The organism is Streptomyces spirodelae (genome assembly GCF_017676385.1).
In the GTDB taxonomy this organism is placed as follows: domain Bacteria; phylum Actinomycetota; class Actinomycetes; order Streptomycetales; family Streptomycetaceae; genus Streptomyces; species Streptomyces spirodelae.
The window spans coordinates 216,044-234,810 of the sequence record NZ_JAFFZN010000005.1 but is presented as its reverse complement, the minus strand read 5'-3'; the positions used below and the strand labels follow the sequence as shown (position 1 = coordinate 234,810).

The following is an 18,767-nucleotide window of genomic DNA, read 5'->3' as shown; positions in this document are numbered from 1 at the left end:
CGCCGCTGTACCCGGCCGGGTAGATCGGCGGCAGATCCCAGCCGTGCGGCGAGACAGCTCGGCCCGAGCCCGAGCCCAAGCCCGAGCCCTACCCCTGGCGCTGGCCCGTGCGGCCGCCCGCGGGGAAGGAGCGGGGGCCGCGGCCCTGGGGGGCGAGGACCTCCACCATTTCGGCCAGGTCGTCGCAGGCGGCGGCGATCCTGCGGTGGGTGTTGCGCTTCTCCGCCGTGACGGCGGCCAGCAGCAGTGTCGTCAGCGCGGCGGAGCCGTTGAGCGCCTGGAGCGTGACCATGTCCGTGATCAGGTCCTGCCGTGCGAACACCCCGGCACGGTCGGTGGCTCCCCAGGTGGCGGCGATGGCGAGGATGGTCGTGCTCACCGCGCTCCCGGCGAGCTGGAAGCGCAGCGCCGCCCACACCAGCAGCGGGAAGACCAGGAACAGCAGGTCGATCGGGGCGCGGGTCACCACGATGGCCACCGCGGTGGTCGCCGCCGCCAGGCCGACCGCTTCGCCGGCCTGCACCCAGTTGCGCGGGCGGCCCAGCTTGGGCAGGGACAGCAGCAGGGGGGTGACGACCAGGACACCGACCGCGTCGCCGGCCCACCACGCCGACCAGACCGGCCAGTACTCCCGCAGCTGCAGATTGCCGCCCGCGACCAGCATCAGGCAGCCCACGGTCGCGCTCACCAGCATGCCGAGGAGCGCTCCGAGGAAGACCAGGCTCACCCCGTCCCTGAGCCGGTCGACCTGCTCGCGGAAGCCCACCCGGCGCAGCAGGAAGCAGGCGACGACGGGCGCGAGCGTGCTCCCGGCCACGGACCCGGCGGCCGTCCAGCTCAGCGGTCCCATGTAGAGGAGCACCAGCAGCGAGCCCAGCGCCACGCCCGGCCACACCCGCAGCCCGAAGTAGAGCAGGCCGGCGACGGCGATACCGGTCGGCGGCCAGAACGGGGTGACCACCGCTCCCTCGACCTCCACCCGCCACAGCAGGCCGAGCCGTCCGCCCGCGTAGTAGGACAGGGCCAGTACGACGATGCACAGCACGTACGCGGCGACCATGCCTCCCCTGGTGCCGCCGGTCAGTGGCCAGACCGGGAAGGGGGAGGGCTCCGGTGTCCGGTCCGCCGTCGTCTCGTTGGGTGGTGCCACACCGTTCATCAGACAACGCCGGGTGCTGTGTCGGCCGTCTGACACGCCTCCGGCCCCTCATAGCTGAGCACCAGCACCGCCGCGTCGTCGGTGTGGCCGGTCTTCTCCGCCACCTCCATGACGCGGTCGGCGAGCACCTCGGGGTCGTCACGGACGCCGTCCCGCAGCACCCGCGCCACCTGGGCCAGGCCCTCCTCGAGCGGGAACCGGGGCCCCTCCACCACCCCGTCGGTCAGCAGCGCCAGCGCACCGGGCTGGGTCAGGTGGTACTCGGTCACCTGGTAGCTCTGGCACTCCATGACGGCCAGCGGGAGGCCGATCTCCTCCGGGGGGTGGTCGATGACCCCGCCCACCCCGTCGGCCCGCGCCCACACGGCTCCCGTGTGTCCGGCCCGCGCGGTGTGCACACTCCACGTGCGCGGGTCGAAGCGGAGGAAGACGCAGGTGGCGAAGAGCGGATTGTCCGTGGCCGCGAGCAGCTCGTTGGCGGTGTGCAGGATCTCGCCGGGGTCCGTTGTGCCCATGGCGGCCACGGCGCGCAGTGCGATCCGCACCTGGCCCATGTAGGCGGCGGCCTCCACATCGTGCCCTTGCACATCGCCGATGGAGAAGCCGAGGGTCCCGTCGGACAGCCGGAAGCCGTCGTACCAGTCGCCCCCGATGTCCAGGCCGTTGCGGGCCGGGGCGTAGCGGGCCGCGACGCGCAGGCCCGGTGCGGTGGGCAGGGTGGAGGGGAGCATTCCGCGTTGCAGGGCTTCGGCCAGCTCGACCCGGGCGCGCTGCACCTCGACCTCTTCGCGGACCCTGGCCGTGAGCCGTCCGAGCTGCGAGAGCAGATCGTCGGCGCTCGCCGGCCGCGCATGACGGTGCCGACCACCCATGTCATGAGCGTAGCCGCGGCCCTGTGTCCTCGCCCGGCGAGCGCGTCCGGCCCGCGCACAGCGCCGCCACCGACAGCGCGCCCCAGCCCACCGAGACGGCGACCGCCTTGGCGCGGGCCTCGCGAGGGAGTGTCGCGCCCAGCAGCGCCGCGTCGCCCAGGTCGGCGGCGGCACGCAGCCAGGCGGCGGTGGTCAGCGCCGGGCCCTCGGGCGCCAGCATCAGGGCCACTCCGCAGGCCGCGTCCCGCCAGGCCAGCGGGCGCAGGGCGGTGCGGGTGTCCTGTGGGGTGCGGCCGTCCTCGGTCACCAGTCCGGAGGGCTTGGCCAACAGCTGCGGCCAGGCCGCGACGGCGACCCCGTAGCAGGCGGTCGCCGCGCCCACGGCCCTCAGCAGTCCCACGCGCGTCACAGGTTTCACCCGGCCTCCCTCTCGCATCCCTCTCCTGCGGTGCTCCCGGCCCACCCGCACACAGTGCCCCGCGGCCGGCGGGCCAACCAGCCGTACGGCCGAACTTCGCGAACTCGGCCCGTACGTACGGTAGTCGTGCGCATACTTGCCGCATGCAGGGAGAGTGTGACGGGACGGATCGCGTACCGCCCTACCGGACGATCAGAGTGGCCCCCCTGGCGGAGCCGGTGGCCGCCATGGCGGATGAGGAGGCGTGGCTGGCGCGGGAGCGCTACCCCGTGCTGATGGGGTTCCGCCCCGTCTTCGGGCCCGCCAGGGAACGGAGGGAGGCGGACGGGGAGGCCGGCTGGCAGTTGCTTTCGTACTTCGGCGCGCCCACCCCGCAGAGCGCCCGCGACGGGCTGGGCTCGCACTTCCGCCGCCGCGCCCACGAGGCACAGGAGGCGGGCGAGGAGGAGACCCGAGCGGCCTGCCAGGCGGCCGCCGAGCGCCTGGACCGGGAGGCGCTGGACGAGCTGACCGTGCTCGGTGAGCGCTACCGCGTCGTACGGGCCGAGAACGTCATCCGCGCAGGGCCGGAGGGCCCCGAGCCGCCCCGCCCCTCCGACCCCGATCCGGCGGCGCCCGGCACAGCGCGCCGGCTGCCCGACCGTACCGCCGGTTTCGTACTGGACGCGGCCGCGCCCACCGGCCCCTCCGAGGGCCTCCTCAAAGCCGAGCTGCTCGCCTCCGCCCACCGCGAGGGGGACGACCCCCAGGTCCGTGAGGATGCACGGCGGGCTGCCGTCACCCACCCGGGGGGCGTGCTGCTGCCGCCGGCGTTCCTCTTCGCCGAGGAGGAGTGCGGCGCCTGGCGCTCCGAGACCGGCGACAGCGGCACCCCACAGGAGGCCCGCGACTCCCTCACCATGCTGCTGCGGGTGCTGGCACCCGCCTTGCAGAGCTTGGACGAGGCCACCCGCGCCGTCTACAAGGAAGCGGCCGACCGGCTCGACGAGGAGCGCGGCGTCGAGCTGCGCTTCGCGGGGCGCCGGCTGCGCCTCGTCCGCGTCGAACGGTTCGTCCGGATCGGCCCCGACGGTCCGGAGGGCCCCCGCCCGAGCGACTACGACCCGGACGAGCCGGTCCTGGTCCAGGACGAGCGGATGCGGGCCGAGGACCTGGACGTCGAGGACGAGGACGAGGACGACGATCCCGATCTGGCCGCCCGGGTGGCGCTGCTCCAGCGGCTCACGGAGGAGGAACTGGCCCGCCGCAACGGCGACACCTAGGGCAGGGCAGTTCTTACCGGGCTTGTCGGACCAAGGAAGGGGCGGATTCCGGCGCGGCGGCGGCCCCGAGCCGTGAGCGGCGCCGGCCGTACGCCGAGTACACCAGCGCTCCGACGGCCACGAAGACGGCGAACTGTATCCACGTCACCAACGGCAGCCCGGACATCAGGTACAGGCTGAAGGCCACGCCCAGCAGCGGCGCAACCGGGTAGAGCGGCACCCGGAACCTGCGCTGGAGGCCGGGGTGCGAGCGCCGCAGGGCGAGGACGCAGACGTTCACCACAGCCATGATCGCCAACGTGCCGATGACCGTCATGTCGAGTACCACGTCCAGCGGTACGACGGCGGCCGGGACGGCGAAGACGACCGCGACGATCCAGGTGTTGGCGACCGGTGTCGAGGTTTTCGGCGAGACCCGCTCGAACACCTGCGGCATCAGGCCGTCCCGGGACATCGACAGCAGGATGCGGGTCTGCCCGTACATCACCGCCAGCACCACCGAGGCGATGGCCACCACCGCACCCAGCGCGATCACCGTGGAGCCGAAGGCGGAGCCGGTGGCGTGGTCGACGATCAGCGAGAGCGCCGCCGGCTTGCCGCCCACCTGCTCCCAGGGCATCGCACCGATCGCGGCGACCGACACCAGGCAGTAGAGCAGCGCCACACAGCCGATGGTCACCATGATGGCCAGCGGTATGTTCCTGCGCGGATTCTTGACCTCCTCACCGGCGGTGGAGATCGCGTCGAAGCCGATGAAGGAGAAGAAGGCCAGCGAGGCGCCCGCGCCGATACCGCCGATGCCCTCCGGCGCGAAGGGCATCAGGTTGCCCGCGTCGTAGGCGGTGAAGGCGATGGCGCAGAAGAGCACCAGGATGCCGACCTTGATCACCGCCATCACGGCGGTCGCCCGCGCGCTCTCCCGCACCCCGCGCACCAGCAGTACGGCGGCGAGCAGCATCACCACGACGGCCGGCACATTGACGACGCCGCCGTGTCCGGGAGCGTCGGCGAGGGAGGCGGGGATGCGCAGGCCGACGGTGTTCTCCAGCAGTTCGTTCAGATACTGCCCCCACCCGATGGCGACGGCGGAGACGGAGACCCCGTACTCCAGCAGCAGGCACCAGCCGACCAGGAAGGCCGCGCGCTCGCCCAGCGAGGCGTAGGTGTAGGAGTACGAGCTGCCCGAGACGGGGATGGCGCCGCCCAGCTCTGCGAACGAGAAGGCAGTGAAGACGCAGGTCAGGGCGGCGAGGAGGAAGGAGACGACGACGGCGGGTCCGGCCTCGGCCACGGTGTCGGACAGGCCGACGAAGATGCCGGTTCCCACGATCGCGCCGATGCCGAAGCACACGAGCTGGAACGGGCCCAGGGTGCGCTTGAGGCCGTGTCCCTCCAGGTCGGCGCCGGATTCGGCGACCAGCAGATCGGGGGACTTCAGGCGCAGGCCGGTGCGGGGCATGGAACTTCCAGGGCGGTGCGGGGTGTGCACGGGGTGGTGTGCACACGCGGACGTGCACAAGGGAAGGGCCCGGGCGGTGGCCCGGACCCTTCGAGGCTGGAGTCCAGCGTAACGGCGATCTCTGCATGATCCCGCACTCATCCGTATGACTATGCACACATGGCGAGGTCGCCTCTGTCGGCCTCAGCTCAGCGTCGCCACCAGGACGGCCTTGATCGTGTGCAGCCGGTTCTCGGCCTGGTCGAAGACGACCGAGTGCTCCGACTCGAACACCTCGTCGGTGACCTCCAGCGAGGTCAGCCCGTACTGCTCGTGGATCTCCCGGGCCACCGTGGTGCCCAGGTCGTGGAAGGCGGGCAGACAGTGCAGGAAGCGCGCCCGGGGGTTCCCGGTGGCGCGGAGCACGTCCATGGTCACCGCGTAGGGCTGCAGCAGTTCGATCCGCTCGTCCCACGCCTGCTTGGGCTCGCCCATCGAGACCCATACGTCCGTGGCGAGGAAGTCGGCGCCGCGCACGCCCTCGGACACGTCCTCGGTCAGGGTGATCCGGGCCCCTGTCTCCTCGGCCAGCTCCCGCGCCCGTGCGGTCACCGACTCCTCGGGCCACAGCGAGCGCGGCGCCACGATGCGTACGTCCATGCCCAGCAGCGCGCCCGTGATCAGGTAGGAGTTGCCCATGTTGTTGCGCGCGTCGCCCAGGTAGGCGTACGCCAGCTCGGACAGCGCCCGGCCGGGGGCGCCCGGCGCGTGCTCGGTCATGGTGAGCACGTCCGCGAGCATCTGAGTGGGGTGCCACTCGTCGGTGAGGCCGTTGTAGACGGGGACGCCCGCGTGTGCGGCCAGCTCCTCGACGACCTCCTGGCCGCTGCCGCGGTACTGGATGCCGTCGAACATCCGCCCGAGCACGCGTGCGGTGTCCTTCACGGACTCCTTCGCGCCCAGGTGCGATCCGGTGGGGTCGAGGTAGGTGGTGTGCGCGCCCTGATCGGCGGCGGCAACCTCGAACGCGCAGCGGGTACGGGTGGAGGACTTCTCGAAGATCAGTGCGATGTTGCGTCCGCCCAGCCGCGGGCGTTCGGTCCCGGCCCGCTTCTCGGCCTTCAGCTCCGCCGCGAGCCGGACCAGGGCGCGGAACTCCTCCGGCGTGAAATCCAGCTCCTTGAGGAAGTGGCGGCCTGTGAGGTCTGCTGCCATGAGGGCTCCTAGCTGCACGCGCTGAACGGTAGGGCCGCAATAGTATACGAGCTACCGAATTCCTATACGACCGGGTCGCGCTCCACCGGGCAGCTCATACAGCGCGGCCCGCCACGCCCCCGCCCCAGCTCGCCGCCCGGGATCTCCACCACCTCGACACCCTGCCGCCGCAGATGGGTGTTGGTCGTCACGTTCCGGTCGTACGCCAGGACGACACCGGGCTCGACGGCCAGCACGTTGCACCCGTCGTCCCACTGCTCCCGCTCGGCCGAACGCACATCCTGCGTCGGTGTCAGCACCCGGATACGGTCCAGCCCCAACGCGGCGGCGATGGCGTGGTGCATGTGCTCGGGCGGATGGTCGGAGACCTTCAGCTCGGCTGCGCCCGAGCCCGGCTCGATCGTGTACGAGCGGAGCATCCCCAGCCCCTCGTACTGGGTGAAGGTCTCACCGTCGACCATCGTCAGCACCGTGTCCAGATGCATGAATGCGCGGCGCTTGGGCATGTCCAGCGCCACGATCGAACGGGCCGACCCCTGCTCGAACAGCCCCCGGGCCAGCGTCTCCACGGCCTGCGGCGTGGTGCGCTCACTCATCCCGACCAGCACAGCCCCGTTGCCCAGCACCAGGACGTCACCGCCCTCGATGGTGGCCGGATACGCCGACTGGCCGCCCGCCCAGGTGTGGAAGCCTCCGCCGGCCCCGCCACGCGCTGGTGCGGCGAAGAGCGGATGGTGCCGGTAGACGGCCTCGAAATGGACGGTCTCGCGCTGCCGGGCGGGCCACCGCATCGCGTTGATGCACACCCCGTCGTAGACCCAGGCGGAGGTGTCGCGGGTGAAGATGTGGTTCGGCAGCGGGGCGAGCAGGAAGTCGTCCAGGTCCATCACATGGAAGCGCACCGAGGCCGGTTCGGGGCAGCCCTCCAGATACTCCCGCTTGGTCATGCCCCCGATCAGCGCCTCGGCCAGCTCGGCGGTCGGCAGCCGGTCGAAGGAGTCGCGCAGATGGTCGGTCGCCAGCAGACCGTACTCCTTCTCGTCGAAGACCCGGTCCAGGACCAGGGCGCGGGCCGCCGGCACATCGAGCACCTCCGCCAGCAGCTCCCCGAACAGGTGTACCTCGACGCCGAGTTCGCGCAGCGTGCCCGCGAACGCGTCGTGCTCCTCCAGGGCCCGGCGCACCCAGAGCACATCGTCGAAGAGGAGGTCGTCCTTGTTGGTCGGGGTGAGCCTCTTCAGTTCGAGCCCCGGCCGGTGCACGATGACGCGGCGCAGCCGCCCGGTCTCGGAGTCGACATGGAATCCCATGCGGCAATCCTCGCGGAGCGTCGGCCGCTTTGCGAGGACGCCTGCGATGTGCGGGGTTCAGTCGGCTTGCCGCAATACCTCTCCCAGCGCGGTGATGGCGTCCGGGCCCACCCGGCAGCAGCCGCCGACCAGCCGGGCTCCGAGCGCCACCCACTCCGCGGCGAGCGCCGCGTCGAACGATGCCGCACCTGTCCAGGCCGCACGCCCGGCGTCCCAGCCCTCGCCGCTGTTCGGGTAGGCGACGAGCGGTACGCCGGGGCACGCCTGAGCGGCCGCCTCCAGCGCCTCGCCGACCTTGTCGGCCGCACAGCAGTTGACACCGACCGCGAGCACCTGCGGATTGCCGGCCGCCACGGCGAAGGACTCAGCCAGCGGCTGGCCGGCACGAGTCAGCCCACCCGTCACCCGGCCACCACCCCTCATTGTGGCCCTTCGGGCCGCAGCCCCTTCGGCCACCGTGTAGCTCAGCCACACCGGCACCCCGCAGCCGTCCGCCGCCCGCAGCATGGCCTCGGCCTCCAGTGCGTCCGGCACCGTCTCCAGTGCGAGAACATCCGGGGCCGCCGCGACCAGCGCCTCGATACGCGGCCGGTGGAAGGCGACCAGCTGCGCCATGCTCAGCCCGTACCGGCCCCGGTACTCACTGCCGTCGGCGAGCACGGCACCGTACGGGCCGACCGACGCCGCGACCCACACCGGCCCGCCGGCTGTGTCGCCGGAGGCCGTACGGGCCAGCTCCACGCTGCGCCGGAACAGCGCCGCCGACTCCTCCTCCGACAGCCCACGCCGCCCGAACCCCTCGAACGACGCCTGGTAGCTGGAGGTGATCAGCACCCGGGCACCGGCCCGTACATACGCGGCGTGCGCGGCCTCGATCTCCCCGGGCGCCTCGGCCAGCAGCCGGGCGGACCACAGCTCGTCGGACAGGTCGTTGCCCTGCGCCTCCAGCTGGTTGGAGAGCCCGCCGTCCAGCAGCACGGTGCCGCGGGCGAGCGCGTGGGCGAGCGGGGTCGCGGCGTCGGCGGCCGTCACGAGAGCTTGGCCTGCACCTGGTCCGCGATCAGCGCCAGGTGGTCGAGGTCGCTCAGATCGAGGATCTGCAGGTAGATACGGGTGCTGCCGAGTTCACCGTAGCGGCCGATCTTGTCGATGACCTCCTCGGGCGTACCCGCCAGGCCGTTCTCCTTCAGCTCGTCCACCTGGCGCCCGATGGCGGCGGCGCGGCGGGCCACCTCGGCGTCGTCCTTGCCGACGCAGGCCACGAGCGCGTTGGAGAAGGTCAGCTCCGAGGCGTCACGGCCGCGCTCCTGGGCGGCGGCCCGCACCCGGTCGAACTGCCGCTCGCTGTCGGCCGGTGAGGCGAAGGGCACATTGAACTCGTCCGCGTACCGCGCCGCCAGCTTCGGTGTGCGCTTGGCACCCATACCGCCGACCAGGACCGGGATACGTTCCTGGTGCGGCTTGGGCAGCGCGGGGCAGTCCTTGAGCTGGTAGTAGGTGCCCTCGTAGTCGAACTTCGCACCGACCGGGGTCTTCCACAGCTCGGTGATGATCTCCAGTTGCTCCTCCAGGCGGCCGAACTTCTCCTTGGGGAAGGGGATGCCGTAGGCGGTGTGCTCGGCCTCGTACCACCCCGAGCCCAGCCCGAAGTCGACCCGGCCGCCCGACATGGCGTCCACCTGCGCGACCTGGATGGCCAGCGTCCCCGGCAGCCGGAAGGTCCCCGCCGTCATCAGCGTGCCCAGCCGGATGCGGCTGGTCTCACGGGCGAGGCCGGCCAGGGTGATCCACGCGTCGGTGGGGCCGGGAAGGCCGTCCGAGTCGCCCATCGCCAGATAGTGGTCGGAGCGGTAGAAGGCGTCGAAGCCGAGGTCCTCGGTGGCCTTGGCGACCTTCAGCAGCGTGTCGTAGTCGGCCCCCTGCTGGGGCTCGGTGAAGATTCGCAGTCGCATGGTCCCATCTTGCCGCGCCCGGTGGGACAGGACCGCCGCGCCTCCCGCCGGACCCTCGCCCGCTACTGCCGGACCGGCCCCGAAGGGCGTTTCCCTCAATCCCCGCCCAGCAGCCGCAGCACGCTGGTGCGGAGGACGTCTCTCGCCTGCCGACGGGACAGCCGGCCGCCCTCCGCCTGTTCACTCGCGGCGTGGGCCAGCGCGATGGTGGCGGTGACCAGCCAGTCCGTCGGGAGGCGGTCGTCGAAGGCGCCGCTCGCCTGCCCGCGCCGGACGACGCGCTCCAGCAGCGCGGTGACCGGGGCGTGCCGCTCGGCGTCGTCCGGAGGGCTCATGGGCAGCGTGCCGAGCAGTCGGACGAGGGCCGGGTACGCCCCGGCGGTCTGCTCGGCGGCGTCGAGCACGCGCAGCAGGGCCTCGGCGGGCGGGCCGGAGTCGGGGTCGGCCGCTGCCATGGCGGCGACGGTCCGCTCGGTGAGCCGGTCGAGCACGGCGGTCAGCAGCTGCTCGCGGGAAGGGAAGTGGGCGTAGACGGTCTGCCGGGTCACGCCTGCGGCTGCGGCGATGGCTTCGACGCTGGCGTCGGGACGGTCGTTCAGCAGCTGGATCGCCCCGTCGAGGATCGACGTCCTGCTGCGGCGGGCGTCGGCGCGGCGGTTCCGGGCGGTCCGGGAGGCGGGCGGGGGAGTCATCATTGACACCTTGTCAAAGTTATCGCTGGAGTCATACCTTACAACTCATACAGCGTGTAAGACTTCCTTGGAAAGCCGAGGCCCCATGCGCACGTTCGACGCGAACGACCCCGGGCGGTTCATCGCCGACTTCATCACGGGGTTCCACGAGGAGCTGCTCAGTAGCGAGGAGGATGCCGAAGCGGTCGTCGACCGCTACCACGCCCCTGACGTCGTGCAGATCGCCGACGGCCATTGGATGGACCGCGCGAAGCTCGTCGCCCACACCCGTCCCATCCGTAAGCGCAGGCCCGAGCTTCGGATGTCGGTGCATGAGGCGTTTGCCGACGACGACCGGCTCGCGGCCCGCTATACGATGCACGTGCGTGACCCGAAGCGCGAACTGGACATCGAGGTCTGCTTCTTCGGTCACTTCGCCGCCGACGGGCGCCTGCGGCGGGCTCACATGCTGACGCGGGCGGTGCCCGTGGCCGGGTGAACATTTCGCGTACCCGGCAATGACGCCGCGCTTGCCCACCCTGCGCCCTGGGGGTACCTCCGGGCCGGAGGCTGGGGGAGCAGACTGCCCAAGCTTGCGGGTAGCCACCCAGGGGCGCGGCAGCCTCAGGCGAGGCTGCCGCGTTCGCGCATGGAGAGCGTCCGCAGGATCGAGGCGATCCGGTCGCCCGACTCGTCCGCCGCGTCGATGGCTTCCATGCACTGCCAGTACAGCGTCTCGTCCTCAGCGGTGACGGCCACCCCCACCAGGGCGACCCCCGCCTCGCCCAGCAGGGCGCCCAGGTCGTCCAGCGTGCGCCGGGGGTCCTCGATGACCGAAAGCCGTGCTGCTCGTACGGCGCCCGCGCGCAGCGCGTGGTTCCTGGAACCGCCTGCTCTGCCGCCCACCTCGCTCAGCCCCAGCGCCTCGGACCGCACTGCCGGAGGACCGCTGATCGCGAGGTGGCTGCCCACCGCCGCTGCGATCGCCTGCGCCTGCCATGCCTCGGCGAGGATCTCGGACACGTCCGCGCTGAGCGCGAGGGCCTGGCGTGTGGCGGCGATGAGCCGGACTGCATCCATCTGCCTACCCCTCACTGGTCGTTACCCAGCGTGACTGCAAATGGTCAGCTCCGCCAGGAGGTTTCGGAATTACCTGGATAAAAGGCTCGTGTGAATAAGTTCGTCACTCCATAGAGTGACCGGTTCCGGGCTTCGGGAAACGCGTTTCGTTCCTCTCGATCTTTGCTTCCAGCGCCGCGAGGGGGTCGACACCCACCACATGGCAGAACTGGAGGAGGTAGGCGAGGACGTCGGCGACCTCGTCCTCGACCCGCGAGGCCGCCTCCGGGTCCGTCATCACCCGGGCCGACTGCTCCGGAGTCAACCACTGGAAGATCTCCACCAGTTCGGCCGCCTCCACGCTCAGCGCCGCGGCCAGGTTCTTGGGGGTGTGGTACTGCCCCCAGTCCCGCGCCTCCGCGAACCGTGCGAGGCGCTGCTGCAGCCCCGCGACGGTGCGAGGGGCCGCTGCCGGGCCGTCCTGGTGTCCAGTGCGGTCGGTCGCCTGTTCGGCTGTCTGCTCGGCCGCCCGTGTCTCGTCGTGCTCTTCGTTCACCTCCCAAGGTCTACCAGGGCCAGGCCCTCCGTCCGCGCCGCCTCCCGCGCCAGCACACCTCCCGAAGGGCCGGTTGCCAGCAGCCGCACATGGCCGCGCCGCGCCATCCGGCCCGCCAGGGCCAGCAGTTCGGCCGTCTGCCGTGCGTCCAACGCCCGGTCCAGGCCGTCGGCGAGCACCGTGAGCGCCTGCTGCGCAGCCGGCACCTCGTCCACCGTCTGCACCGACAGCACTCCGGGGCCGGTCACCAGCACCAGAGCCAGTGCCAGGAAACGCAACTCGCCCTCGCCCAGCCACTCCAGCGGAGTGGCCGGTGCGCTGACGCCCCGCTCCAGCACACCCCGTACCATGGCGCTGTCCCCGCTCCCGGCCGTCTCGGACCGCAGCTGGGTCACCGGCCCGGCGCAGCCCTCCCGCACCATGGCGAGCAGCGCGGCGTGCCGGGTGGCGCACTCCGCGTGCGTACGGCGCAGCACGGCGGCCAGGTTGCCGCAGTCGCCGCCCAGTCTGCCGTCCCGGGCCGCGACGGGCCCCCGCATCCGCGCGGGCACCGGGTCGCACCCGAAGACCGAACGCAGGGCGACGACGACCTGTTCGACGGCCGCCAACAGCGCGCGGTCCTCTGCGGTGTTGCCCGCCACCCGCAGCGGGAGCAGCGGGAGGGTGAGCCGGTCGTCGGGGAAGGGCGTCCGCAGCGCCCGGCTCACCCCCGCCACCTGCCGGGTGGCGGTCACCGAGCGCCGGGCCGGGTCCAGCAGGGCTGTCGCCACCAGCGTCTCCCCCGCAGGGCGGGACAACCGCTCACCCACGACCCGCAGTTCGGGCTCGGCCTGTACGGCGACGTCGAAGTGCAGCGGTCCGGCCGGGCCCGTCACGGAGCAGCCCAGCCGGAAGCCGCGCCGCCCCTGCCGGTCGGCCTGCGCGGTGTGCGGTACGTACGGGGAGGGGCGGCCGGGCGTGGTGGCCCGGTGTCCGAACACCTCCTCCAGCAGCCCGCCCTGGCCGAGCCGGGCCAGTGCCTCGTACGCCTCCAGGACCGTCGACTTGCCGCTGCCGCTTGGCCCGGTCAGCACCGTGACGGGGTCCAGCGGGACGGTACGGGCGCGCAGCGACCGGAAGGCGGACAGGCGCAGTGCGCTGACGGCCGGTGCCCGGACGCTCTGCCCGGGGTAGCCCGGAGCGGCCACCGGGCCGTCCAGGGCGGCCGTCGGGCCGGCCTGCTGTGACGCTCCCATGCCGGCGACCGTACGCACGCCGCCGTGCGGCGAACCGTTCCCGCACGCGCCTGCTCCCCCGATCGGATGACGCGCGAGTCCGGTGCGGAGACGGGCAGTTGGGCTGCCGAGCGGTGCGGCAGGGCCCGCCAGGTGGCGCTCGGGGAGGCGTTCGAGTGACTATCGCGCACTGGTGACGACAGTCACGGGCGAGTGATACGTTCACCAAGTGGAGCCGCACGCCCCCCGGGGAGGGCGGTTCACGGTTCGCCGACGGAGCGACGGAGGCTGCGGAATGAGCCCGTTCACCGGATCAGCGCGGCGCACCGAGGAGTGGCGGCATCTGCGCGTCGAGGAGCAGGACGGCGTCACCACCGTCACGCTCGCCCGGCCCGCGAAGCTGAACGCGCTGACCTTCGAGGCGTACGCCGACCTGCGCGATCTGCTCGCCGAGCTGTCGCACCGGCACCGCACCCGCGCGCTGGTGCTGGCGGGGGAGGGACGCGGCTTCTGCTCGGGCGGCGATGTGGAGGAGATCATCGGCGCCACGCTCGGAATGGACACGGCGCGGCTGCTGGACTTCAACCGGATGACTGGGCACGTGGTGCGGGCGCTGAGAGAGGCGCCGTTCCCCGTGATCGCCGCGGTGCACGGCGCAGCGGCCGGCGCGGGCGCGGTGCTGGCGCTGGCCGCGGACTTCCGGGTGGCCGACCCCACAGCCCGGTTCGCGTTCCTGTTCACCAAGGTGGGCCTGTCCGGCGGGGACATGGGGGCCGCCTATCTGCTGCCCCGCGTCGTCGGGCTCGGCCACGCCACCCGCATTCTGATGCTGGGTGAGCCCGTGCGGGCGCCCGAGGCCGAACGGATCGGACTGCTCAGCCAGTTGGTGCCCGAAGGGGAGACCGCGCAGGCCGCCCACGCGCTGGCCCGGCGGCTGGCGGACGGTCCTGCGCTCGCCCACGCGCAGACCAAGGCGCTGCTCACCGCCGAACTGGACCTCCCGCTGGCCGGCGCCGTCGAACTGGACGCGGCCACCCAGGCGCTGCTGATGCACGGCGAGGACTACAAGGAGTTCCACGCGGCCTTCACCGAGAAGCGGCCGCCTGCCTGGCGGGGCAGGTGACACTGCCGTGACGGTGCCACGGGCCGGGGACCGGCCGCTGCGGGTGGCCGTCATCGGCGGCGGCCCCGGAGGGCTGTACGCGGCGCTGCTGCTCAAGCGGCTCGACCCGGCACGTGAGGTGACCGTCTACGAACGTGACGCGCCCGGTGACACGTTCGGCTTCGGCGTGGTGCTCTCCGACGAGACGGTCGGCGGTATCGAGAACGCCGACCCCGAGGTGTTCGCCACCCTGGGCGAGCACATGGTGCGGTGGGACGCGATCGAGGTCGTCCACCGCGGCCGCACCCTCAGCTGCGCCGGGCACGGTTTCGCCGCGCTCGGCCGCCGTACGCTGCTGTCGGTGCTGCACGCGCGGTGCCGGCGGCTCGGTGTCACCCTGTGCTTCCGCACCCAGGCGCCGGCGGCGGCGGAGCTGGCTCGCACCAACGACCTGGTGATCGCGGCGGACGGGGTGCACAGCGCCACCCGTACGGCACACGCCGACATCTTCCGGCCCACGGTCACCACGCACCGGTGCCGCTACATCTGGCTCGCCGCCGACTTCGCCCTCGACGCCTTCCGCTTCGAGATCACCGAGACCCCGCACGGCGTCCTCCAGTTGCACGCGTACCCCTATTCCCGCCCGTCACCCGACCACCACCCCTCATCGTGGCCCTCCGGGCCGCAGGTCCATCCGTCACCCGACCACCACCCCTCATCGTGGCCCTCCGGGCCGCAGCTTCCGACCGGCCGCTCCACCGCCGTCGTCGAGACCCGCGAAGAGGTGTGGCGGGCCACCGGCCTCGACCGGCTGGACGAGGACGGCGCCGCCGAGCGGTGCGCCGCGCTCTTCCCGCACACGCTCGGCGGGCGCACGCTGCGCGGCAACCGCTCGCAGTGGACCGCCTTCCGCACCGTCGTCAACGAGCGCTGGTGGCACGGGACGGACGCCGGAAAGATCGTGCTGCTCGGCGACGCCGCGCACACCGCGCACTTCTCCATCGGCTCGGGCACCAAGCTCGCCGTCGAGGACGCCCTGGCGCTCGCCGCCTGCCTGCGGGAACAGCCCGACCTGTCCTCCGCACTGGCCGCTTACGAGGCCGAGCGCCGCCCGGTCGTGGCGTCCACGCAGCGCGCCGCGCACGCCAGCCTGACGTGGTTCGAGGAGCTGGCCGGGTACACGGCTCAGCCGCCGTACCGGTTCGCCTTCAATCTGCTCACCCGCAGCCGCCGCGTCACCCACGCCAACCTGCGGCTGCGGGACGCCGGTTTCGTCGCCGCCACCGAACGCGAGGCCGGGATACGGCCGAAGACGCCGCCCATGTTCACCCCGTTCCGGCTGCGCCGTCTCGAGCTGCGCAACCGGGTCGTGGTCTCCCCGATGGACATGTACAAGTCGCGGCGGGGCGTGCCCGGCGACTTCCACCTCGTCCACCTGGGCGCGCGGGCGCTCGGCGGGGCCGGGCTGGTCATGACCGAGATGGTGTGCGTCTCAGCGCGGGGCCGCATCACACCGGGCTGTGCGGGGCTGTGGGACGACGAGCAGGAGGCGGCCTGGCGGCGCGTCACCGACTTCGTGCACCGCCAGTCGCCGACCGCCGCGATCGGCCTTCAGCTCGGCCACTCCGGGCGCAAGGGCTCGACCCGGCTGATGTGGGAGGGCATCGACGAGCCGCTGCCGGAGGGCAACTGGCCGCTGGTGGCCGCATCGCCGCTGCCCTACCGCCCCGGTGTCAGCCAGACCCCGCACGAGCTGACGCCGAGGGGGATGGCCGCGATCCGGGAGGAGTTCGTCGCCGCGGCCCGGCGGGGCGCACGCGCGGGGTTCGATCTGCTGGAGCTGCACTGCGCGCACGGCTATCTGCTCTCGGGCTTCCTCTCGCCGCTGACCAACCGCCGCACCGACGCCTACGGCGGCTCCCTGGCGGCGCGGCTGCGCTATCCCCTGGAGGTCTTCGACGCGGTGCGCGAGGTCTGGCCCGCCGAACGCCCCATGACCGTACGGATATCCGCCACCGACTGGGCCCCGGACGGTACGACGGGGGACGACGCGGTACGGATCGCGGCCGCCTTCGCCGAGCGGGGCGCGGACGCGATCGACGTCTCGACCGGGCAGGTCGTCGCCCATGAGCGGCCCGACTTCGGGCGCTCGTACCAGACCCCCTACGCGGACCGCATCCGCAACGTGCTGGGCGTCCCCGTCGTCGCGGTGGGTGCCGTCTCCTCCTGGGACGACGTCAACTCGCTCGTGCTGGCCGGCCGCGCCGACCTGTGCGCACTGGCCCGGCCGCATCTGTACGACCCGCACTGGACGCTGCACGCGGCGGCCGAGCAGGGGTACGAGGGGCAGGGTGCGCCGTGGCCGGAGCCGTACCAGGCGGGCAGCCGCAGGCCCCCCACCGGGCGCACAGACGCCCCCAAGCCTCGGCTGGCACTCTGAGCACAGTTGGCACATACCCTTCGGTATGTAGTGATCCCCAGGTGTTCGGGCCCGGAGCGGGTCTAGGCTGAGCGGTCTCGTTCGCGAACCCCGGCCTCCGGGAGGCAGGCGCCCCGGGGGGCGAACGGGCGAGCCAGCGCGGACACCCGCCGAGAGCCGGAAAAGGGGGAGATGTGCCCGCTGAGAACCAGGTCGAACTGGTGCTGGTGCACAGTCCGCTGACCGGAGACCTCGTCTGGCAGCCGGTCGCCGAGGTACTGCGCGCACGGGGGCGCACCGTCAGCGTTCCCACCCTGGTCGGCGCCTTCGACGGACCGGGCCCGTACTACCCCAAGCTGCTGGACGCCCTCATCGCGCAGGTGGCAGCGCGCCCGTCCGACCCGAAGCGCGCGCCCCTGTGGCCGGTCGTCCTGGCAGGACACAGCGGCGCAGGCCCGCTGCTGCCCGGACTCCGCGCCCGTCTCACCCACGGTCACTCCCCGCCGCGCACGGTCGCCGGCACGGTCTACGTGGACGCACAGTGGCCGCACCCCGGCCGCAGCTGGCTGGAGGCGGCTCCGCCGGACCTCGCCGGGCAGCTGCGCGAGCTGGTCGAGGACGGGATACTGCCGCCCTGGGACCGCTGGCTGCCGGAGCGGATGCTGAGAGACGAGGTACCCGACCCCGAGCTGCGCGAACGGTTCCGCGCCGGTCTGCCGCGGCTGCCCCTGGCCTACTTCCAGGAGCGCGCCCCGCACGCAGCGCCCGACCCCGACCACGCCCGCACCGCCTACCTGCGGCTGAGCCCCCGCCACGAGGGCACCGCGATGCGCGCCGAGGCCATCGGCCACCGCGTACTGCGGCTCACCTCGCACCATCTGAGCCCGCTCACCGACCCGGAGGCCACCGCCGACGCCCTGGAGAAGCTCGCCCGGCGCTTCGCCGTGTGCCCCGACTGACTGGCGCGGGCCGCCGCCGTACGGTGGAAACATGTACGCACGCAGGCGGCGGCGCTACTTCACGCTGATGGCCATCTGCCTGGCACTGTTCATCAGCGCCTGGGCTTTCGTGCGGCTGTGGTCGGTGCCCGCCGCCATCGGAATGTGCGTCGTCGCCATGGTCATCCCGCCGCTCGCCGCGATCGTCGGCAACCGGCGGGAGTCCGACGACCGCTGGTGGGACGAGCCGCCGGACGACGAGGGAGGAGGCGCCCCGTAAGGGCGAGCCCGCATTCAGCGGCCGAGCGCCTCCGCGTGCGTCTCGCGCACATACCCGAGACCGGCGTCCCGCAGCTTCTCGTGCAGTGTGAAGAACACCTTCGCCGAACGCTCGCCCGGCCAGCGCGCCGGCAGCAGCGCAGGCGGCAGCCCCGGGTCCGCGTACGGCAGCCGCCGCCAGGCGTCCAGCGCCGGCAGGTAGTCACGGTAGGCGGCCTCGCCCGGTACCCGGCTGCGCCGCGTCCAGCGGCGCAGCACCGGCTCGTGCTCGGCGAGGAAGGCGCGGTGCCGTTCCGCCACCGCCGCCAGGTCCCACCAGCGCGCCACCGCCTCTGCGGTCGGGGTGAAGCCGGTGTGGCGGCCGCGGAACAGGTCGACGTAGGGCGCCAGTTCCAGCCGGTCGAGGGCGTGCCGCGCCTCCTCCTCCAGGTGCGAGGGCGCGATCCACACCCCCGGAGCGGCGTTGCCGAACCCGAGCCGGGCCAGCCGGGAGCGGAGCAGATGCCGCCGGTCGCGTTCGCTCTCGGGCACGGAGAAGACGGCCAGCAGCCAGTCGCCGTCCGGTTCGGGACGGCTGTAGATCCGGCGGTCACCGTCGGCGAGGAGTTCGGCGGCAGCGGGCGAGGGCCGGTATCCGGCCACTTTGCTGCCGGGTCTGTCCGCGGTCAGCAGTCCGCGCCGCTTGAGCCGGGAGACCGCGGAGCGGACCGACGGCGCGTCGATGCCCACGGTGCCGAGCAGCCGGATGAGCGCGGCGACGGGGACGGTGCCCGCACGTCCGTCCGCGCTCTCCAGTTCGCGCCCGTAGGCACCGTAGAAGGTGAGGATGAGGGAACCGGGTGAGGGCTTTCTCGGCTGCGGCGCACCGGGGGCCTGAGCAGCCTCGCCGAGCTGCGGAAACAC

Annotated in this window: 20 protein-coding genes; 7 read left to right on the top strand and 13 right to left on the bottom strand. The window is 72.6% G+C overall.

The window, feature by feature from the left end; translation table 11 throughout:
• Positions 1-88 precede the first annotated feature (88 nt).
• Genes JW592_RS08585 through JW592_RS08575 form a run of 3 tightly spaced genes read right to left on the bottom strand, consistent with a single transcriptional unit; the run spans position 89 to position 2,449 of the window.
• Positions 89-1,159, bottom strand: coding sequence for an MASE1 domain-containing protein (locus tag JW592_RS08585; RefSeq protein ID WP_209264321.1), 1,071 nt, complete (start codon positions 1,157-1,159; stop codon positions 89-91).
• A complete protein-coding gene (locus tag JW592_RS08580) occupies positions 1,159-2,031 on the bottom strand; it encodes a PP2C family protein-serine/threonine phosphatase (RefSeq protein WP_209264320.1) in 873 nt (290 codons plus the stop codon). Before JW592_RS08580 ends, JW592_RS08585 begins: the two co-directional genes overlap by 1 nt.
• A gap of 1 nt (position 2,032) precedes the next feature.
• Positions 2,033-2,449, bottom strand: a complete 417-nt coding sequence (locus JW592_RS08575) for a hypothetical protein (RefSeq protein WP_307805333.1) — start codon at positions 2,447-2,449, stop codon at positions 2,033-2,035.
• A gap of 143 nt (positions 2,450-2,592) precedes the next feature.
• On the opposite strand from JW592_RS08575, the gene JW592_RS08570 reads away from it, so the two are divergent.
• Complete coding sequence (locus JW592_RS08570) at positions 2,593-3,711, top strand: DUF5954 family protein (protein WP_209264318.1); 1,119 nt, start codon at positions 2,593-2,595, stop codon at positions 3,709-3,711.
• Positions 3,712-3,724: 13 nt separating this feature from the next.
• Here JW592_RS08570 and JW592_RS08565 read toward each other — a convergent pair whose 3' ends face one another.
• From JW592_RS08565 to JW592_RS08540, 6 genes are all read right to left on the bottom strand, one after another.
• Positions 3,725-5,170, bottom strand: a complete 1,446-nt coding sequence (locus JW592_RS08565) for an amino acid permease (protein ID WP_209264317.1) — start codon at positions 5,168-5,170, stop codon at positions 3,725-3,727.
• Positions 5,171-5,353: 183 nt separating this feature from the next.
• Positions 5,354-6,364, bottom strand: coding sequence for an ornithine carbamoyltransferase (gene argF / locus JW592_RS08560; protein WP_209264316.1), 1,011 nt, complete (start codon positions 6,362-6,364; stop codon positions 5,354-5,356).
• A 62-nt stretch (positions 6,365-6,426) separates the two neighbouring features.
• Entirely contained in the window at positions 6,427-7,674 is a 1,248-nt protein-coding gene (locus JW592_RS08555) for an arginine deiminase (protein ID WP_209264315.1), read from the bottom strand.
• A gap of 57 nt (positions 7,675-7,731) precedes the next feature.
• Positions 7,732-8,706: a homocysteine S-methyltransferase gene (gene mmuM / locus JW592_RS08550; protein WP_209264314.1), complete on the bottom strand. Its 975-nt coding sequence runs from the start codon at positions 8,704-8,706 to the stop codon at positions 7,732-7,734.
• Entirely contained in the window at positions 8,703-9,626 is a 924-nt protein-coding gene (locus JW592_RS08545) for an LLM class F420-dependent oxidoreductase (RefSeq protein WP_209264313.1), read from the bottom strand. The genes mmuM and JW592_RS08545 overlap by 4 nt, the downstream gene beginning before the upstream one ends.
• Positions 9,627-9,721: 95 nt before the next feature.
• A complete protein-coding gene (locus tag JW592_RS08540; protein ID WP_229375448.1) occupies positions 9,722-10,321 on the bottom strand; it encodes a TetR/AcrR family transcriptional regulator in 600 nt (199 codons plus the stop codon).
• An 82-nt stretch (positions 10,322-10,403) separates the two neighbouring features.
• On the opposite strand from JW592_RS08540, the gene JW592_RS08535 reads away from it, so the two are divergent.
• Positions 10,404-10,796, top strand: coding sequence for a nuclear transport factor 2 family protein (locus JW592_RS08535; RefSeq protein WP_209264312.1), 393 nt, complete (start codon positions 10,404-10,406; stop codon positions 10,794-10,796).
• A 125-nt stretch (positions 10,797-10,921) separates the two neighbouring features.
• Here the strand turns inward: JW592_RS08535 and JW592_RS08530 are convergent, their stop codons facing one another.
• The 3 genes from JW592_RS08530 to JW592_RS08520 form a co-directional block, all read right to left on the bottom strand.
• Positions 10,922-11,377 (bottom strand): DUF6099 family protein, encoded by a 456-nt coding sequence (locus tag JW592_RS08530; protein WP_209264311.1) that lies wholly within the window; start codon positions 11,375-11,377, stop codon positions 10,922-10,924.
• 103 nt (positions 11,378-11,480) lie between these two features.
• Positions 11,481-11,801 (bottom strand): nucleotide pyrophosphohydrolase, encoded by a 321-nt coding sequence (locus tag JW592_RS08525; protein WP_209264362.1) that lies wholly within the window; start codon positions 11,799-11,801, stop codon positions 11,481-11,483.
• Between the two features lie 107 nt (positions 11,802-11,908).
• Positions 11,909-13,147, bottom strand: coding sequence for an AAA family ATPase (locus tag JW592_RS08520; RefSeq protein ID WP_209264310.1), 1,239 nt, complete (start codon positions 13,145-13,147; stop codon positions 11,909-11,911).
• Positions 13,148-13,171: 24 nt separating this feature from the next.
• On the opposite strand from JW592_RS08520, the gene JW592_RS33160 reads away from it, so the two are divergent.
• The 5 genes from JW592_RS33160 (at position 13,172) to JW592_RS08500 (ending at position 17,865) form a co-directional block, all read left to right on the top strand.
• Complete coding sequence (locus JW592_RS33160) at positions 13,172-13,306, top strand: hypothetical protein (protein ID WP_267877984.1); 135 nt, start codon at positions 13,172-13,174, stop codon at positions 13,304-13,306.
• Positions 13,307-13,421: 115 nt separating this feature from the next.
• Positions 13,422-14,249 carry an enoyl-CoA hydratase family protein gene (locus JW592_RS08515; RefSeq protein WP_209264309.1) on the top strand — a complete coding sequence of 276 codons (828 nt, stop codon included), beginning with the start codon at positions 13,422-13,424 and terminating at the stop codon, positions 14,247-14,249.
• A gap of 7 nt (positions 14,250-14,256) precedes the next feature.
• Complete coding sequence (locus JW592_RS08510) at positions 14,257-16,668, top strand: oxidoreductase (protein WP_307805332.1); 2,412 nt, start codon at positions 14,257-14,259, stop codon at positions 16,666-16,668.
• 173 nt (positions 16,669-16,841) lie between these two features.
• Positions 16,842-17,606: a hypothetical protein gene (locus JW592_RS08505; protein ID WP_209264308.1), complete on the top strand. Its 765-nt coding sequence runs from the start codon at positions 16,842-16,844 to the stop codon at positions 17,604-17,606.
• A 31-nt stretch (positions 17,607-17,637) separates the two neighbouring features.
• Positions 17,638-17,865, top strand: a complete 228-nt coding sequence (locus JW592_RS08500) for a DUF3099 domain-containing protein (protein WP_209264307.1) — start codon at positions 17,638-17,640, stop codon at positions 17,863-17,865.
• Between the two features lie 14 nt (positions 17,866-17,879).
• Here JW592_RS08500 and JW592_RS08495 read toward each other — a convergent pair whose 3' ends face one another.
• Entirely contained in the window at positions 17,880-18,767 is an 888-nt protein-coding gene (locus tag JW592_RS08495) for a PaaX family transcriptional regulator (protein ID WP_307805341.1), read from the bottom strand.

What these genes read in the sequence shown, in the direction of transcription:
- JW592_RS08515 (WP_209264309.1), top strand. Translation starts at nt 13,422, where the DNA reads ATGAGCCCGTTCACCGGATCAGCGCGGCGCACCGAGGAGTGGCGGCAT.
- JW592_RS08585 (WP_209264321.1), bottom strand. Translation starts at nt 1,159, where the DNA reads ATGAACGGTGTGGCACCACCCAACGAGACGACGGCGGACCGGACACCG.
- JW592_RS08540 (WP_229375448.1), bottom strand. Translation starts at nt 10,321, where the DNA reads ATGATGACTCCCCCGCCCGCCTCCCGGACCGCCCGGAACCGCCGCGCC.
- JW592_RS08555 (WP_209264315.1), bottom strand. Translation starts at nt 7,674, where the DNA reads ATGGGATTCCATGTCGACTCCGAGACCGGGCGGCTGCGCCGCGTCATC.
- argF (WP_209264316.1), bottom strand. Translation starts at nt 6,364, where the DNA reads ATGGCAGCAGACCTCACAGGCCGCCACTTCCTCAAGGAGCTGGATTTC.
- JW592_RS08535 (WP_209264312.1), top strand. Translation starts at nt 10,404, where the DNA reads ATGCGCACGTTCGACGCGAACGACCCCGGGCGGTTCATCGCCGACTTC.
- JW592_RS08500 (WP_209264307.1), top strand. Translation starts at nt 17,638, where the DNA reads ATGTACGCACGCAGGCGGCGGCGCTACTTCACGCTGATGGCCATCTGC.
- JW592_RS08580 (WP_209264320.1), bottom strand. Translation starts at nt 2,031, where the DNA reads ATGGGTGGTCGGCACCGTCATGCGCGGCCGGCGAGCGCCGACGATCTG.
- JW592_RS08545 (WP_209264313.1), bottom strand. Translation starts at nt 9,626, where the DNA reads ATGCGACTGCGAATCTTCACCGAGCCCCAGCAGGGGGCCGACTACGAC.
- JW592_RS08520 (WP_209264310.1), bottom strand. Translation starts at nt 13,147, where the DNA reads ATGGGAGCGTCACAGCAGGCCGGCCCGACGGCCGCCCTGGACGGCCCG.
- JW592_RS08570 (WP_209264318.1), top strand. Translation starts at nt 2,593, where the DNA reads ATGCAGGGAGAGTGTGACGGGACGGATCGCGTACCGCCCTACCGGACG.
- JW592_RS08565 (WP_209264317.1), bottom strand. Translation starts at nt 5,170, where the DNA reads ATGCCCCGCACCGGCCTGCGCCTGAAGTCCCCCGATCTGCTGGTCGCC.
- JW592_RS08530 (WP_209264311.1), bottom strand. Translation starts at nt 11,377, where the DNA reads ATGGATGCAGTCCGGCTCATCGCCGCCACACGCCAGGCCCTCGCGCTC.